This is a genomic window from Arthrobacter sp. B0427-1-12 (genome assembly GCF_059092905.1).
Window position 1 is genome coordinate 63258 of sequence record NZ_JBNHIC010000006.1, and the last position, 16357, is coordinate 79614.

Consider the following 16357-nt stretch of genomic DNA (forward strand, 5'->3'; position numbering starts at 1 on the left):
ACGCAACGGCACCCAGCCCCTGCTCCATCTCACGGTGCCGGAGCGACCGTTCCCGATGGCGTTGGCGACGGCGGGGGCGGTGCCGCGGGGGCCGGGGTCGACGACGGCGGCGGCGGCGGGACAGCTGAAGGGGCCGCCGGGCTGGACGCCGGAGCCGGTGCGGTCGGTAGGGGCGACGGTGCCGGTGCGGGTGCGGGTGCCAACGTCGGGGTCGGGGACGGGGCAGGAACCGGAGTCGGGCTGGGCGGCAGCGACGGCGTCGGACTCAGCGGCGGTGGCGTCAGCGATGGAATCGGGGTGGCCGTCCCCCCGGGTACCAGGGGCGGAGTCGGCGTCGGGCTCAGCGGCGGCGGTGTCAGTGACGGAATCGGTGTGGCCGTTCCACCGGGTACCGGGGTGGGAGTCGGTGTGAGCGTCGGGGTTGGGCTGGGCGTCGGCGTCAGTGTCGGGGTCGGCGTCAGCGTCGGGGTCGGTGTGGCCGTTCCACCGGGTACCGGGGTGGGAGTCGGTGTGAGCGTCGGGGTTGGGCTGGGCGTCGGCGTCAGTGTCGGGGTCGGCGTCAGCGTCGGGGTGGCCGTTCCACCGGGTACCGGGGTCGGAGTCTGCGTGAGGGACGGCGTCGGCGTCAGCGTAGGTGTGGGGGTAGGTGTCGGGGCCTGTGGAATACCCGGGGCACCGGGAACCGCAGGGTCCGGCACCGCAGGGTCCGGCACCGCAGGGTCCGGCACCGCGGTGTCCGGTGCAGCGGGCGCCGGCGTCAAAGCCGGATCAACCGGGGCCGCCGGATCAACCGGGGCCGCCGGAGTGCCTGTCCCGAACTGGAAGTTAGGATCAAGACTGTCAATCCTGGCCGTCGGATCCTGCTGGACAATGTCGAGGATGCGGTTCTCGTAGGCGGTCAGCTGGGACTGGATCTCCGGAAGCGACAGCTCCGGCAGCTGCCCCCCAAGCTGCTCGCCGTAGGCAGCGATTTCATCCCATACTTCCTCGACCTGGTCCTCGCTTTCATCGCTCAGTGGGCTGTCCAGCGGGAGGACCAGCTGCTGCGCCAGCGATTGGGCGATGCAATTAACGCATTCGTGGTTGACGGCTCCGGACAGATCCTGTGGAACAATGTCCTCCGTCTCGCCCACCACCAGCACCACCTGGAAGCCCACGGCCACGGTCGTGCAGTTGGTGCAGTCGGCGAAGGCATACGCCTCATTGATATTGAGCACTTGTTCCTCGTCCTCCACCCACACCAGCGCGAAGGCAACGTCGTACACCACGGATCCATCCAAGGTGTTGATGGCGAGCGCCTGGTTGTCGCCATCCTCGGGAGGCAGCGGCTCGTTGAACGGAAATACCCAAGCCGGCGGCTCGATGTCGTCCATGGAAATGGGAGGTCCGCTTCCTCCCCTAAGTGCGGCGCCGTTGCTTTGTGTAGGTGCGCTTTCAGCAGTTGCCGATTCGGTCGTTGAGCTGACCGTGGGATCCGTGGTGGCGGCGGCGGTTCCGTCGCTGCTGGTACCGGCGGCGGGGCCGGCGTCGTCCGTTGCTCCGACCGGCGGCGCTGCTTCCGGCGGGACCGGGACCGGTGGGACAGCGGCCGGACCGTTCCACGCGCCCACAGCCGGCGGCGGTTCTTGCGGCGGCTCCGCCGGCCCGCGGGGCACCAGGATGACCGCCAGCTCCGGCTCCTCGGGCGTGGGCACGCGGCCATCGGGCCAGGCTGCGGGAGCGTCGGCGGGGGTTGGAAGGTTCGCCGGCAGCCGTCCGGTCTGGCCCTCGGCGAGACTGGTGGTGATGCCCGGGCGGGCAAACATGTCCGCGGCGGAAAACAAGGGGGCGTCGACGATCGTGCCGCGCTCGTAGGGCTGGATGGGGCGGTACGTGTCGTCGCTGGGCCACCATGCCCAGGTCAGTCCGGCGGCGATCCCTGCAGCGGCAAGCAGCACCATCCCACGCTGGTTTGGTTTGCCCCGGGTGCTGCGCCAGACCGGAACGACGACCTGCCGCACCAGCCGCGCCAGAATATAGATACTGCCCAGAACCGGAATGGCGATGGCGACGATGGAGAAGGCGCGGTCCCCGGCGTCGAGCATGTCCCCGCCGTTCCAGCTGGCGGCGAACATTGCGCTCTGGTCCCGGATGCTGGCCCACGCGGTCGCCATCAGCCGGGGCAGTGCCACCACGATCAGCGCCAGTATGGACAGCAGCAGCGGAATCACCAGCACAACCCACAGCGTGACGACCGCACGTGCCCAGGGCTTGAGGATTTTCGACGCCGGATCTCCCCAGTGCCGGGGAAGCATGCCCAGCAGCGTCGGCTTGATCCGCTGGAACAGATCCGGCACGCCCGTCAGGTCCGCCAGGATGTGGTAGCCGTCGAACCGGATGAACGGGATCAGTTGCCGGACCATCTGCAGGATCTGGGTCACGATCACCAGCAGCAGTGCGTCGAAGCCGGTGATCCACCAGGCGAATATAACCCCGACGGCAACTATGGCATTGAAATACAGTCCGCCGAGATCCGTCCGCAGCCGTCCGCTGCGCGGGAGCCGGTAGGCATCCGTCACATCGGTATAGAAAGCCGGCCACACCAAATAGAGCCCGGCACCCATCACGCCCGGGATAGCACCGCTGTACTTTGCGGCCGCGGCGTGGCCGAACTCGTGGAAACCGGCCGAAAGGATCGTCACCAGGAAGATCAGCAGCAGCAGGCCAGGTTCGTTGAAGGCTTCATAGGTTGCGGACGCCAGGCCCTTCTCCATGAGCACCCACCAGCAGACACCCAGGAACGCCAGCAGTATGCAGGACACGATCAGCGGATGGAAGAGCCAAGCGAACGGCGCCGTCAGCCGCCGGGTCATTGCCGGATTGGTCACCGCGACGCGCAGCCGCAGTCCCAGCAGCGGGTTGGACCTCTTGACTTCCGGCTCTGAACCGTCCGCCCGTTTGAGCAGGCCCAGTGGACGGAGGTGCCGGTTGATCAGGGCCTGGACATTGTCGGCGGTGACCAACCGGCCGGATTTGGAGCTGACCCGGTCGGCAACCTCCTGCTGCGCGCGGACGCCGTCGATCGACTCCAGTACGAGGTACAGGAGACGGGTCAGCTGGATCGTTTGGCCATCCCCGCGGCGCACGAGCGCCGGCGGCTCGCGGTATCCAGAGCCCCGCATTTCGCCGATGAGCACAAGCCCACCGGCCCGGGCCGGAATATCGACCGCCGGCAGCGCCGCGGAATGGGATGGTCCGTCGGATGCCGGCGGTCCATTGGTGACCGTCGTCATGGCGGATTACTGCAGAATTTCCGACTGCTGATCGGCAGTAGCTGTGGCAGAACCGGTGATGGTCTGGTTGATGACCGCATCCTGCTGCGCCACGGCCGCGGCTTCGCTGTTCGGGGACAGAATGTTGGCCGAAACAGCAGCATCAATGGGGGCAGCAACGTTGGCGTTAGCCGCGACTGCACCATTGATTGGAGCCGCCAGGTCGACATCGGCTGCCAGGTCGATATTCACCTTGAGCAGGTCCCCGTCAAGCACTCCGCCCGCATCGAGCTGGTTCAGGACATCACCGACCGTTCCCACTGTCTCCTGCAGCACAGGAGCCACAGCCTCAACCACAGGGGGCAAGGCATCAGCAACCGGACCGACGGTGCCTGGCAGAGCCTCAGCAATCGGACCAACCGTACCCGGCAGCGCTTCGGCAATCGGACCAACCGTACCCGGCAGCGCTTCGGCAACCGGACCCACTACGTCGGGCAGCGCCTCAGCAATCGGAGCCACCGTACCCGGCAGAGCCTCAGCAATCGGAGCCACCGTACCCGGCAGAGCCTCAGCAATCGGAGCCACCGTACCCGGCAGAGCCTCAGCAATCGGAGCCACCGTACCCGGCAGCGCTTCGGCAACTGGAGCGACGGTTCCCGGCAGAGCCTCAGCAATCGGAGCCACCGTACCCGGCAAAGCCTCAGCGACGCCACCGACAGTATCCGCCACACCACCAACGGTATCCGAGACAACCGGAGCAACGGATTCAACCACTGGCGGCACCGCACCAGCGACGCCACCGACAGTATCCGCCACACCACCAACAGTGTCAGAAACAACCGGGGCAACACCCTCGGCCACCGGGGCCACGGAGTTAACCACGGGAGCGGCAACCTGCTGAACCGGAGCCAGGGTCTCTGAAGCCGAGTCAGTCACACCGCCAGCACCCGTTGCCGGAGTCAGAACCGGAGCCACTGTGGAAAGCCCTCCGCCAACAGTCTCAGTGACCACCGGGGTAATCCGGGGATCGCTGGACTGGATCAGGTCATCCACCGGAGCGGGAACGGGATCAGCTGCGGCACCGAAGGCAGCGGCCGGCGTCGCACCGGCTGCCTCTTCAGCATCGGCCGCGGGATCGGTTATATCCACAACCGGCTCTTCAACTACCGGCTCTTCCGGAGCTTCAACATCCACTACCGGAGCTTCAGGCGCCTCTATGCCGTCGTCACCGGCACCAGCGCCTGCACCAGCACCGGCTGAACTGCCGGCGTCGACGACGTCGTTGCTCTGGTCAATGTTGCTGCCCTGCAGCGAGTTGGCCGTCGCATCGGCAGTAATGCTGTGGGTGATGGACGCGCCCTGGTCACCCAGCGCTTCCGCCGTCGACCCTGGCGACAGGATATTGGCGCCAACGGCCGCGTCAATGGGAGCCGCCACGTTGGCATTCGCCGCGATGGCCAGATCAATCGGCGCACTGGCGTCGATGGACAGGTCGAGGTCGGCATTGAGATCAAGAATCGATGCCACTTCCTTGTCAGGAAGGGCTATGCCGCCCTGCGCCGATAGCTCTTCCTCCGATAACGGAGTATTTTGGGTGGGTTTCATTTGGATCAGTCTTCGTTCTCCAGCGCATTTCACGCCGATGTCAGATGGGGGAGGTAGGAAATCGCTCACGATCAACAGCCCATGCGCTCGCACCTGGTTGTACGCAGGAAAGTTGATCGCGGAAGGATGTCGAAAACTCATAGCCCGGATTTAAAGAATGAATCGCCGGCCTTAATGGCCTACCGATTCTCCGTGCCTGGTGGCTCCGCCTTGCCCAGCTCAAAACAGACTACAGGCCAACTTATAAACTCAATTTTACCTTTGCGGCCAATCCGGGTTCCAGACCGGAAGCCGCTCTAATGTGTGCTACTTGCTGCCATTTAACCGCCTACCTTTGAACCGCGTTCCTCAGCTTCATTAAGCAGTCTGCATACTTCCTCGTCGCTGGTCTGATCGAAGTGCTTATAGGCCTGCCCCACAGCCATGAAGTGCTCCGGCATCCAGACGCACACGACCTGGTCCACCAGGTCCCGGAGCTGGGCGACGCTGTCCGCAGCCCCCACCGGTACCGCCGCTACCAGGCGGGCCGGCTGGTGCTTGCGGATCGCCGAAACAGCTGCCCGCATGGTGGCTCCGGTGGCCAGACCGTCGTCGACGACGATCACGGTCCGTCCGGATACATCCAGCGGAGGCCGGCCGCCGCGGTAGACCTGTTGCCGCCGCGCCAGTTCCGCCTGCTCCCGGACGGCCACCGCCTCGAAAATCCTGCCGTTGCCGTTCCTCGCATTCAGTCCGGCCATGATTTCCGGGTTCCGGACCGTCTCTATGTTTCCGGCCACGTCGGCCAGGGCTCCCATCGCAACCTCGGAATGCCCCGGGACCCCGACTTTCCGCACCACGACGACGTCCAGCGGAGCGTCCAGCTCACGGGCCACCTCGGCGGCAACCGGCACCCCGCCGCGGGGCAGCCCCAGGACCAGCAGCTTGGGTTGGCCGCGGCAGGCCAGAAGCTCGTGGGCCAGAACCTCTCCGGCCTCGCGGCGGTCGAGGTAGCGTTGCCCGGTCATGCCCGGTCAGTGACCTCTGGATGCCCGGATTCCCGCGCACAGTGGGCGCAGCAGTAGATGCTGCCGCCAGCTTCCGCCCCGTGTCCCAGGACGCGGCAGCCGCAGTGGGCACACGTCGGGGCCATCTTGTGCGCGGCGCATTCGAAGCTGTCGAACGTGCCGGTCTCCTCGCCCCGGGTGATGGTGAAGGTCTTGTCGTAGGTATTGCCGCAGGTATCGCACGTTGCCATCGTTTCCTCCTGAAGCTAAATAATCAGTATGCTTACTTTTCTACCACGGGCGGCCGGGTCTGAAAAGGCCCCGGACCGGCTTCACGCTCCCTCAAGAGCCTGCTGGGTCGCCCAGGAGACGTATTTCGCGGCCTGGCCGAGCGCTTCCTCCGGGGTGCGGGCCAGGTCCAGCAGGCTTACGCCCGCAACCACGCCGTACTCCGCCAGCTGCTCCGGCGCCAAGGTGATCCTTCCGGCAACTACGACGACGGGCAGTCCCCGCGCGTGCGCCCGCCGCGCCACGCCCAGAGGGGCTTTGCCCTGCAGGGACTGCTGGTCCATCGAGCCCTCCCCGGTGACCACCAGATCCGCCTCGGCCAGCGCTGCGTCCAGTCCCGTGAGTCCTGCGATCAGGTCGAAGCCCGGCTCCAGGGCCGCTCCGGTGAAGGCGAGGAAGGCGGCCGGAAATCCGCCCGCCGCTCCCGCGCCGGGCCGCTGCACTTCCACTCCGGTGGCCTCCGACAGCAGCCGGGCCCACTTCTCCAGGCCCTCGTCCAGCAGACGGCGGGACACCGCATCGGCGCCCTTCTGCTCGCCGAAGACATGCGCGGCTCCCTCCGGCCCGTACAGCGGATTGGTCACATCCGCAGCGATCCGGATTCTGGCCGAGGCGAGCCGCGGATCCAGGCCCGAGGCATCCACGCTGCCGGCCAGCGCCAAAGCCGCGCCGCCCAGCGGGAGCTGGCTGCCGGCGTCGTCATGGACCTGCAGGCCCAGCGCACGCAGGGCCCCGGAACCACCGTCCGTCATCGCGGAACCGCCGACACCCAGCACAATCTCGGTGGCGCCGGCGTCCAGGGCGGCAGTAATCAACTGTCCGGTGCCGTAGCTGTGAGCCGCGAGGGCGGTCTGTACTGAGGGGTCCACCAGCAGCAGGCCAGAGGCCCGCGCGGTCTCGATGACCGCCGTCGTCCCCGTCCCGGTCCGCAGCAGCGCCCAGTTGGCGGTGACGTCACGGTCCAGCGGGCCGCGCACCCGCGAGGTCTGTTCCTCCCCGCCCGCCGCCAGCGCCGCTTCCAGGGTTCCCTCGCCGCCGTCGGCCACGGCCACCATGCTGACCTGCGCGTCCGGATAGACACGGAGGACCCCCTCGGCCATGGCGTGGGCCGCCTCGGCGGCGGAGAGCGTTCCCTTGAACTTGTCCGGTGCAATCAGTACGTGCATGGAACCATCCTGCCACCCGGGTCAGGCAGCCGGGTGAGGCGGGCCGTTACCGTCGGGGCAGCCAGCAGCCGCGCTCCTGCATAACTTCGGCCAGGATGTCCGCGCGGTCCGTCATAATCCCGTCCACCCCCATGTCCAGCAGTTCCCGCATGGCCGGCGCATCGTTGACCGTCCAGACGTGGACCTGCAGCCCCGCCCGGTGGCAGCGCCGCACAAAGCGCGCAGTCACCACCTTCAGGAAGCGGGTGCGGGCGGGAACCTGCACGCAGTGGATGGGCCCCAGCCGGGCGACGATGAACCGGGACAGCCCCAGTGGCCCCAGCAGCACCAGCAGGGCGATGGCCAGTACGCCTGCGGAGCTGGCGGCGGGCCGGGTCAGCCGGCGCAGCACGCGCAGCCGTCGGCGGTCGGAGAAGGAGGCGACGAGGACACGGTCGTGCGCCCGGTGCCGTTCGATCAGCTCGGCCAGCAGGTCGGCGCCGGCCAGGTCTTTGACGTCGATGTTGATCTTCAGATCCGGCCATTCGGAGAGCAGCTCGTCCATGGTCGGGATCGGCTCCACTCCGCCGATCCGCACCCGCTTCAGCTCCGCCGCGGTGAGGCTGTTGATCGGGCCCAGTCCGTCGGTGACCCGGTCCAAGGTGTCATCGTGGAACGCCATCAGCACGCCGTCCCGGGTGGTGCGCGCGTCCGTCTCCACATACGCGAAGCCCAGCTCCACCGCACTGCGGAAGGCGGCCAGCGAATTCTCGCAGCCGGTAACGGAGAAGCCGCGATGCGCGAACGCCAGCGGCCAGGCCTGCGGCCGGCCGGAATCCAGGTGCGGCCCAGTATTATTCAGGAACGGAACAGGTTTACCGGGCAACGGAACTGGTGCCTCCACAGCACGACTCTACCGCCGGGAGAATGGATGACGAAGAACTATCCCACGGCCCAGCAGACGCTGGATTTCTTTGCCTCGCTGCCCCGCCGCCGCATTGGAGCGGGGGTATTGCTGACCAATGGCGCCGGCGAAGTCCTCATGGTCGAGCCCGACTACAAGGAATACTGGGAGATCCCGGGCGGCACGGTGGAGGCGGGCGAGGATCCGCGCTACGGCTGCGAGCGGGAATGCACCGAGGAGCTGGGGCTAGACCTTACCCTGGGCGCGCTGCTGGTGATCGAGCACCAGTTCCATCCGGAACCGTACGGTGACTCCATGCTCTTTGTGTACGATGGCGGCACCCTGGCTGAGGATGCGGTCATCACCTTGCCGGACGCGGAATTGCTCAGCTACCGCTTCCTGCCGCCGGACGAGCTCGAAAGCGTGACGGTGGTGCCGCTGGCCAACCGGCTGCGGGCCGCGCTGCAGGCCCGCCGCGCCGGGACCGTCGTCGAACTGGTCAACGGAGTCCGGGTGAACTGAGCGCGCCGGCGTCCGGCCCTCCCTTGTCCAGCTGGCCCTTGTCCAGCCGCTCCAGGAGGTGTTCGAGGACCTGGGCGACGCCGTCATCGTCGAATGCCGGCGCGGTCCGTCCCGCGGCTGCCAGCGCATCCGGGTGGCCGGAGGCCATGGCGTAGCCATGGCCCGCCCAGCCCAGCATCTGGATGTCATTGGGCATGTCGCCGAAGGCGACGACGTCGCAACGGTCAATGCCCAGGGCCGCGGCGTATTCGGCCAGGGTCACCGCCTTGTTGATGCCGCGGACCGCCATTTCCAGCATGGCCACGTTGGGTGCCGAATGTGTCGTAGCCACTAGATGCGCCACTTCCGGCCCCACCGCGGCCAGGAAATCGTCCGGGCTGATGTCCGGTTCCTTGGCCAGGAATTTCACGACGCCGGCGTCCTTGGGTAGGCTGGCGCGCAGGGTGCCGGGCTGGACCTCGGACAGCAGCTCCACGGATCCAGGTTCAACGAAACCGGGCTCCAGATGGAAGCCGTCGACGGTTTCGGCCGCAAAGGTAGCTGCCGGAAACAGGGTCCGGATAATTTCCTCCGCCTCGAAGACCTTCTCCAGCGGCAGGACCTCCGCCCGCAGCAGCTGTTCGGCTGCTAGATCATAGACCACGGCTCCGTTGGAGCAGATCACGGTGCCGGTGTGGCCCATCTGCTCGCTCAGCGGTGCCAGCCAGCGCGGCGGGCGCCCGGTCACAAAGACAATCTCGACGCCGGCATCGCGGCAGGCGTGAAAGGCCCGGATAGTCCGCGTGCTGATTCTGCCGTCACGGCCGACAATCGTGCCGTCCAGGTCACTGGCCACCAGCCGCATGCCGTACCCCCTTATGAAAAAAGCCCGAACACTAAGGGTACTAGCACCGGCACGTCCGGCTAAGCGCTAGGCATACCAGTCCCATCCGGGAGGCGTCCATGATGGCGGCACCTGGTGTCCGCTGAACTGGCCGCATTTACTGCAGGAGTAGCTCGCGTTGGCCTGGTTCTGCAGCCCGTTCGGCTGGATCCGGGCTGGAACGAAATCCTCGAAGATCAGGAATTCATCCGACCGGCAGTCCAGGCAGAAGGGCACCTCGGGCCCGTGCGCCAGGGCCGGCCGGCCGCTGGAGATGTTGTCTCGTGGAGCAGTAACAGTCATTGAGCCACCACAACTTCCTTGTAAGCAGGGGCGTCCTTTTGGGATGCGTCCCGGCGGTAAGCCGTTTGCAATTCAGGGCCGGTGATCGTCAGTGACCACCGATGAATACGAAGGTGTGCCTGTCCCATGGCTTACCTTCGACGACGGTTTCAGCGGGCCCACAGCGGTGGGCTTCCCGCTCCGGCGGACCGTCCCTTCCGGTGGACGTCCACGCAGACGCGGACTTTCAGGGTACAGGCAGCAAATGGCCGGGAGAAGACCCTGAAACAGATTTTCTGCCGCACCGTCACAATCACCGCACGACAGCCGGGCCCCAAGGTTTTCCCAGCATCACTCCGGAATAAATGTCGCAGGGGAAACCTACCGCGGAGGGGAAGCGGTGGGCCGTTCACCCCGAACCGTTCAATCTGGGGGATAACTTCAAATGACTGAATACAATCGACGCCACAGCGGCGCCGGGGCTCATCCCTGGCTCTCCGTCCGGCGCCTGACCTTCCGCCGCCTCACCGCCCGCGGCATCACCGTCGGCCTGGCCACCGGGGCACTGCTGGCTCCGCTGCTGGCAGTACCCGCCGGGGCTGTGACCATCTCTACACCGGACCCGGACGGCCAACTGGCCGCCGTCGGTCCCGTGGATCCAACGACCGGGTTCCCGTACTGGTACGAGGACAAGGACGGCAACCGGCTGGAGTTGTGCCTGGACGCCGCCGAATGCCCGCTGATGCTCGAGGACCCGATTCCGGATCCAACTGCTCCCGTATCCGTTCCGGAGAACTTTCCGGGAGAGGCGATGTGGTGGTCCGGCGAGGCCTCCATCGACCGCCCGGTCGGTTCGCGGGCGCTGCTGATCATGGCCCAGGAGGCCGCCTTCGCCAATGAGGTACCGGTCGAAGGCGACCAGACCGCCTTCGCGCGGCTGCGGATCCGTATCGACGGCCTCGTCCCGGGGCAGACCTACACCGTGACCCACCCGTACGGTGTCGAGCAGTTCGTCGCCGAAGACGAGGGCAACGGCGAAGGTTCCATTAACTACACCGAGGACATCGGCTGCCTGGATGCTCCCTGCGCCGATGACTTCGATGCGGCCCTGACCGGACGTGTCGGCCCGTTCCTGCGCTGGGACCAGGGCGCCCCGGCCGGCCACCTGGGCGATGCCGCCGTCCCGCATACGGTCACCGGCAGCCCCTACGGCACCAACGTCTTCCGGATCGAAGGACCGAACGCGGGCGGCCCCGGCGTGAACTCCGTTCAGACGAACCTGTTCACGATCCAGGGCAAGATCGCCGAACTGAAGGCCGGCGTCAACATTCCCGGCGGACTGTACGCGGCTCCCCAGCAGGTCAAGATCCAGTCCTCCTTCCCCGCTGAATCCAAGCTCGTCTACACCACGGACGGCACGGATCCCGCGGTCGACGCCGAAGGTAACGTCACCAACGGCACCGAGTGGGCACCCACGGCCGGGAACCCGGCGGACGGCGCACTCGTAACGGTCGGTGTGCCCGCCCCTGTCGACCCGCCCGTCGACCCACCCGTTGACCCCGTCGACCCACCCGTCGATCCCGTCGACCCACCCGTCGATCCCGTCGACCCACCCGTTGACCCCGTCGACCCACCCGTCGATCCCGTCGACCCACCCGTTGACCCCGTCGACCCACCCGTCGATCCCGTCGACCCACCCGTCGATCCCGTCGACCCACCCCTTGACCCCGTCGACCCACCCGTTGACCCCGTCGACCCACCCGTTGACCCCGTCGACCCTGTCGACGAGCCCGCAGCCGTGGAAACTGTCCTGAAGTTCATTGCCGTGGACTTGGCCACCAACGCCCCGACCGGGGTCTACACCGAGACCTACACAGTCAACGGAAACCTTCCGGCGGCCATCGCGGATCTGGACGCCTCCGTGGTCCACGCCGGACACCAGGAAGTGACCCTGACCGGAGCGGATCCGGCCGGCCTCGACACCACCGTCTACTACACCCTGGACGGGTCAACGCCGAGCGTCGTCGACGGCGAACCGCAGGGAACCACCCGCGAATACACCGAGCCGCTGTACCTGGCCCGCTCCACCACCGTCAACGCCATCGCGGTGAACGACGAGGGAGTGGAAGGCGCCGTCACCTCCAACCGGTACACCATCCACAACCTCGCCTCGGTCGGCGCGGTCGGGGAGCACGGCTTCCCGGAGTCGCTCACTGACAACACCGGCCAGACGCTCTACCTTGATGTTCCGGCAGGAACGCCGCTGACGGCCTGGCCCGAGGAAGCCCTCTACTGGTCCGCAAACGCCGACACGCCCCTGACCGGCGGCGGCACCGCGCGGCTGGAGGCGAGTGCCGAAACCGGCTTCACCACCGGCTCCGTGATCGACGGCAACCAGATCGCCATCAACGGGTTCGGCCTCCGTCTCCTGGATGCCGTTCCGGGCGCCACCTACCGCATCACCCACCCCTACGGTGCGGCAACCGTCACCACCGATGAGACCGGCCGGGCGGATGCCGGCAGCGAGGTCGGCTGCCTGTCCGGGAACTGCGATGCCGCCGACTACCAGCGTCTGCTGGAAGGCGACGTGGGACCGTTCCTGAAGTCCACCGCGGCTGCGGAAGGCTTCCTCGGCGACGGCGCCACAGCGACGACGGTGACCGGCAGCCCGTACGACACCAACGTCTACCGGATCGAGCAGATCACGGACGGAACCGGTGCTCCGCTGGACGAGCCGCTCCTGGTGGGCGAAACCGACCAGTTCGTCGTTTCCGGACGGACGACACCCGCTCCCGCCGCGGCACCGGTCGACCCGCCGGTTGACCCGGTACCGGTCGCCACCCCGTTCACCGACGTCGCCGCGGACACCCAGTTCGCTGCGGAGATCGCCCGCCTGGCCGATCTGGGCATCACCACCGGCTTCCCGGACAGCACCTTCCGCCCGGTCCAGCCCGTGAACCGCGACGCCATGGCAGCCTTCCTGTTCCGCCTGGCCGGCCAGCCGGAGTTCACCGCCCCGGCAACCCCGTTCCGGGATGTGGCACCGAACAACCAGTTCTTCCGGGAAATCTCCTGGCTGCAGACCACCGGTGTCACCACCGGCTTCGGCGACGGCACGTTCCGGTACCTGCAGACCGTCAACCGCGACGCGATGGCAGCCTTCCTGTACCGGATGGCCGGCTCGCCCGAGTTCACCACCCCGGAGGTCTCGCCGTTCGAAGACGTCGCCACGGACAACCAGTTCTACAAGGAAATCGCGTGGCTGGAGTCCACGGAGATCACCACCGGCTTCACGGACGGATCCTTCCACCCGTACGATCCGGTCAACCGCGACGCCATGGCCGCCTTCCTGACCCGCTACATCGACCGCGGCTTCGACACTCCGGGAACCCCGGCGCTGTAACAGCCCGTATCCAGCCGGACGCCGGCTGACTACCCGAACCAACAAGGCTGCGGCCCCGGTCCACCAGGACCGGGGGCCGCAGCCTGCGTCATCTGCCAAGGGGTACGCCTACACCGGCTGCTTTGAAGACAGGCCCGGCGCGGTTGGGCTCGTGGCCGGCTACCCGGGGATGCGCCGGAGCCGGTACACGAGAACGCTGAGGTTTTCGCTGGTTGCAGCCAGCTCGATTTCTCCCTGATCTCTGGCGATCCCGACGAGCTTGTAGGCCCTTCCCACTTCCGGCGGACGCTTGCCCCGCAACGTCCGGAGGCCCAGCGAATGAAGGTCGGTGAACGCCTTCGGGGATCCTGCCGGCTGGCTGGTCCCGTCCAAGACTGTCTGGAACTTGATAGTGCCGTCGTTCACCTCAGCGATTCCGGTCCCGAACAATGCCTGAGACGAAGAGCAGCCAGAACCGGGAGGAGACGAGCGCCTTCTCTCACGGCCAGCATGGGGAGGGCTGGGGCACGTCAACTGCCATGGCCGCATCGTAACCGCCCGGCGGTTGAGCGCGGTACCGCTCCCGTTGCCGCCGGCGCCCCACGCTGGGAATACTGGTGGGGTCAGGGTTTTCGCTCCCGGACGTGCTGAAGGCGGTGGCAGGCGATGAACGGCGGAGCAGCAGAAGAGTACGAACTCCGGCTGGAGCGCGCCGCGGAACTGCGCGCGGCCCGCGCATCGGGTGCCGATCAGGACGACACCGAAGCCGCGGAGGACGAGGATCTCCGGCAAAAGCGCAAGAAGATCGACGACGCGGCCAGAGCCGAGTACCTGGTCCGGGATGCCATGGCGCGGGGGGAATTCGACAACCTGAAGTACGCCGGCAAGCCCATCCCCGGGCTCGGCAACGGGTACGACCCCGACTGGTGGCTCAAAGGGCTGATCCAGCGCGAAAACCTCACCGGTCTGGGGCCGAAGGCCATTCTGCTCCGCACCGAGGATGCCGAGCTGGACGACCGGCTCGACCGGCTGTACTCGGAAAAGCAGGTCCGCGCGACCGTCGAAGACTTCAACGCCCGGGTGATCGACGCGCGCCGCCAGCTTCAGGGCGGACCGCCCGTCATCACCAAGACCCGCGACGTTGACCTCGAGGTGGCGCGCTGGCAGGAGCGCCGGGCGGCCGCGGCCCCGGAACCGGCCCCGGAACCGGAGGCCAGGCGCCCGTGGTGGCGGCGGTGGGGGCGGCCCCGGTAGCGTCCACTCCCGTTCGCTCAGCGCCAGGTGCTCGAAAGCCGCATCTTTCGAGCACCTGGCGCTGAATCAACCTGGGTGGCGAAGGTTACTTCACGGCACCCATGGACAGTCCTCGCACCAGCTGCTTCTGCGCCACCCAGCCGGCGATGACCACCGGCAGGGACGCCAGCACCGACGCCGCGGAGAGCTTGGCCAGGAACAGGCCCTCGCTGGTCATGGTGGAGACCAGGAACACCGGCGTCGTCGCCGCGCGGGCGGCGGTGAGGTTCAGGGCGAAGAAAAACTCGTTCCACGCGAAGATCACGCAGATCAGCGCGGTCGCCGCCAGCCCCGGGGCCACCATCGGCATCAGCACGGACCGCAGGGTCTTGAGCAGCCCCGCGCCGTCCATCTGCGCGGCTTCGAGCACCTCCCCGGGCACCTCCTGGAAGAAGGAACGCATCATCCACACCGCGATGGGCAGGTTCATCGCCGTGTATAGGACCACCAGGGTCCAGATGTTGTCCAGCACCCGCAGCTGCCCGGCGATGACATAGATGGGCGTGATCACCGCGACCACCGGCAGCATCTTGGTGGAGATGAAGAAGAACAGCACGTCCTGGGTCTTCTTCACCGGCCGGATACTCAGCGCGTATGCTGCCGGCACCGCCAGCAGGACCACCAGCAGCGTGGAGACGCCGGTGGCGATGATGGAATTCATGAAATACGCACCGGCCCCGGCCTCCAGCACCGCCTGGTACTGGTCCAGCGTCGGCTCGAAGAAGAACGTCGGCGGGTTGGAGGCCGCGTCCGCCTCCTGCTTGAAGGAGGTGAGCACCAGCCAGAGCACCGGAGCGAAGAAGCCGATGGCCACAATCCAGGTCAGCGCGGTCAGCAGCGAGGACTGGGGCCGCTGCCGGGCAGCCCGCCGGTTGACCGGCGCCGGCGCGGCCGGCGGGGCGGGGGTTGCAGTATCGATGGCCACGGTGTCAGTCCTTTACGTCGAAGCTGCGGAAGATCAGACGCAGCGCGAAGGTTGCGATGATGATGGTGGCGATGACGACGACGACGCCCATCGCCGCGGCCTGGCCGATGTCAAAGCCCAGGAACGCACGCTGATAGATGTAGAACGGCAGGTTGGCGCTGGCCGTACCGGGACCGCCGGCGGTCATCAGGTAGATCTGGTCGAAGGTGTTGACCACGTAGATGGCGCCCAGCAGCACCCCCAGTTCGATGTACCGGCGCAGCTGCGGCAGCGTCACGCCGGTGAAGGTGCGCCACCAGCTGGCGCCGTCGATCTGCGCCGCCTCCAGCACATCCTTGGGCTGGGCCTGCAGCCCGGCCAGGACCAGCAGCATCATGAACGGCGTCCACTGCCACACCAGCGCCATCAGGATGGAGAGCACCGGGTACGACGACGTCCAGTCCACCGCCGGGATGCCCACCAGCCCGATCAGCCAGTTCACCAGGCCGTAGCTCGGGTTCAGCATGGAGACGGACCACAGTGTGGCGCCGGCAACCGGCATGATCAGGAACGGGGTGATCAGCAGCGTCCGCACCAGCCCGCGGCCCTTGAAGCTGCGGTCCAGCAGCAGCGCGAAGACGATGCCCAGCACCATGGCCGCGAAGACACAGCCCAGGGTAATGAGCACGCTGTTCAGGGCCGCGCCGCGGAACGTGGAATCGGAGAAGATGTCCACGTAGTTGCCCAGCCCGACGAAGATGTCGCCGTCGGTGCGCAGCAGGTTCCAGGACCGCAGCGAATACCAGAGCGTGAACAGGAAGGGCAGCTGGGTGACGATGATCGTGAAGATCAGTGCCGGCAGCAGCGGCGCCCGGCGGCGCCAGCCTTCGGCCGGGGACATGCCTCGCATGGCGCTGCCCCGCTCGGCCCGCA

At 67.1% G+C, this 16357-nt stretch carries 14 protein-coding genes; 3 read left to right on the forward strand and 11 right to left on the reverse strand.

All coding sequences use genetic code 11. The features are described from left to right. Positions 1-29: 29 nt before the first annotated feature. The 6 genes from AC5RWU_RS06435 to AC5RWU_RS06460 all read right to left on the reverse strand — a co-directional run bounded on the left by AC5RWU_RS06435 (position 30) and on the right by AC5RWU_RS06460 (position 8161). Entirely contained in the window at positions 30-3272 is a 3243-nt protein-coding gene (locus AC5RWU_RS06435; RefSeq protein ID WP_494031400.1) for a M50 family metallopeptidase, read from the reverse strand. 6 nt (positions 3273-3278) lie between these two features. Beyond that, positions 3279-4856, reverse strand: coding sequence for a hypothetical protein (locus AC5RWU_RS06440; protein ID WP_494036939.1), 1578 nt, complete (start codon positions 4854-4856; stop codon positions 3279-3281). A gap of 320 nt (positions 4857-5176) precedes the next feature. After that, positions 5177-5863: a phosphoribosyltransferase gene (locus AC5RWU_RS06445; protein ID WP_494031402.1), complete on the reverse strand. Its 687-nt coding sequence runs from the start codon at positions 5861-5863 to the stop codon at positions 5177-5179. Beyond that, positions 5860-6093: a metallothionein gene (locus tag AC5RWU_RS06450; RefSeq protein WP_494031403.1), complete on the reverse strand. Its 234-nt coding sequence runs from the start codon at positions 6091-6093 to the stop codon at positions 5860-5862. Before AC5RWU_RS06450 ends, AC5RWU_RS06445 begins: the two co-directional genes overlap by 4 nt. A gap of 81 nt (positions 6094-6174) precedes the next feature. Beyond that, entirely contained in the window at positions 6175-7296 is a 1122-nt protein-coding gene (locus AC5RWU_RS06455) for a glycerate kinase (protein WP_494031404.1), read from the reverse strand. 46 nt (positions 7297-7342) lie between these two features. Then, on the reverse strand, positions 7343-8161 hold the full coding sequence (locus AC5RWU_RS06460; RefSeq protein WP_494036940.1) for a glycerophosphodiester phosphodiesterase family protein: 819 nt from the start codon (positions 8159-8161) through the stop codon (positions 7343-7345). Positions 8162-8206: 45 nt separating this feature from the next. On the opposite strand from AC5RWU_RS06460, the gene AC5RWU_RS06465 reads away from it, so the two are divergent. Next, entirely contained in the window at positions 8207-8701 is a 495-nt protein-coding gene (locus AC5RWU_RS06465; RefSeq protein ID WP_494031406.1) for an NUDIX domain-containing protein, read from the forward strand. Here the strand turns inward: AC5RWU_RS06465 and AC5RWU_RS06470 are convergent. Both AC5RWU_RS06470 and AC5RWU_RS06475 read right to left on the reverse strand, forming a co-directional pair. After that, a complete protein-coding gene (locus tag AC5RWU_RS06470) occupies positions 8679-9545 on the reverse strand; it encodes an HAD family hydrolase (RefSeq protein ID WP_494031407.1) in 867 nt (288 codons plus the stop codon). The two genes, AC5RWU_RS06465 and AC5RWU_RS06470, sit on opposite strands and share 23 nt — an antisense overlap. 66 nt (positions 9546-9611) lie before the next feature. Then, positions 9612-9866: a hypothetical protein gene (locus AC5RWU_RS06475; protein ID WP_494031408.1), complete on the reverse strand. Its 255-nt coding sequence runs from the start codon at positions 9864-9866 to the stop codon at positions 9612-9614. 424 nt (positions 9867-10290) lie between these two features. On the opposite strand from AC5RWU_RS06475, the gene AC5RWU_RS06480 reads away from it, so the two are divergent. Further along, complete coding sequence (locus tag AC5RWU_RS06480; protein ID WP_494036941.1) at positions 10291-13248, forward strand: S-layer homology domain-containing protein; 2958 nt, start codon at positions 10291-10293, stop codon at positions 13246-13248. A 159-nt stretch (positions 13249-13407) separates the two neighbouring features. Here the strand turns inward: AC5RWU_RS06480 and AC5RWU_RS06485 are convergent, their stop codons facing one another. Continuing rightward, a complete protein-coding gene (locus tag AC5RWU_RS06485; protein ID WP_494031806.1) occupies positions 13408-13653 on the reverse strand; it encodes a hypothetical protein in 246 nt (81 codons plus the stop codon). A gap of 240 nt (positions 13654-13893) precedes the next feature. Here AC5RWU_RS06485 and AC5RWU_RS06490 point away from each other — a divergent pair, with 240 nt between their 5' ends. After that, positions 13894-14481 (forward strand): DnaJ family domain-containing protein, encoded by a 588-nt coding sequence (locus AC5RWU_RS06490; protein WP_494031805.1) that lies wholly within the window; start codon positions 13894-13896, stop codon positions 14479-14481. Between the two features lie 85 nt (positions 14482-14566). Here the strand turns inward: AC5RWU_RS06490 and AC5RWU_RS06495 are convergent, their stop codons facing one another. Both AC5RWU_RS06495 and AC5RWU_RS06500 read right to left on the reverse strand, forming a co-directional pair. Further along, a complete protein-coding gene (locus AC5RWU_RS06495) occupies positions 14567-15439 on the reverse strand; it encodes a carbohydrate ABC transporter permease (protein WP_494031818.1) in 873 nt (290 codons plus the stop codon). 10 nt (positions 15440-15449) lie between these two features. After that, positions 15450-16334: a carbohydrate ABC transporter permease gene (locus AC5RWU_RS06500; RefSeq protein ID WP_494031817.1), complete on the reverse strand. Its 885-nt coding sequence runs from the start codon at positions 16332-16334 to the stop codon at positions 15450-15452. Positions 16335-16357 lie beyond the last annotated feature (23 nt).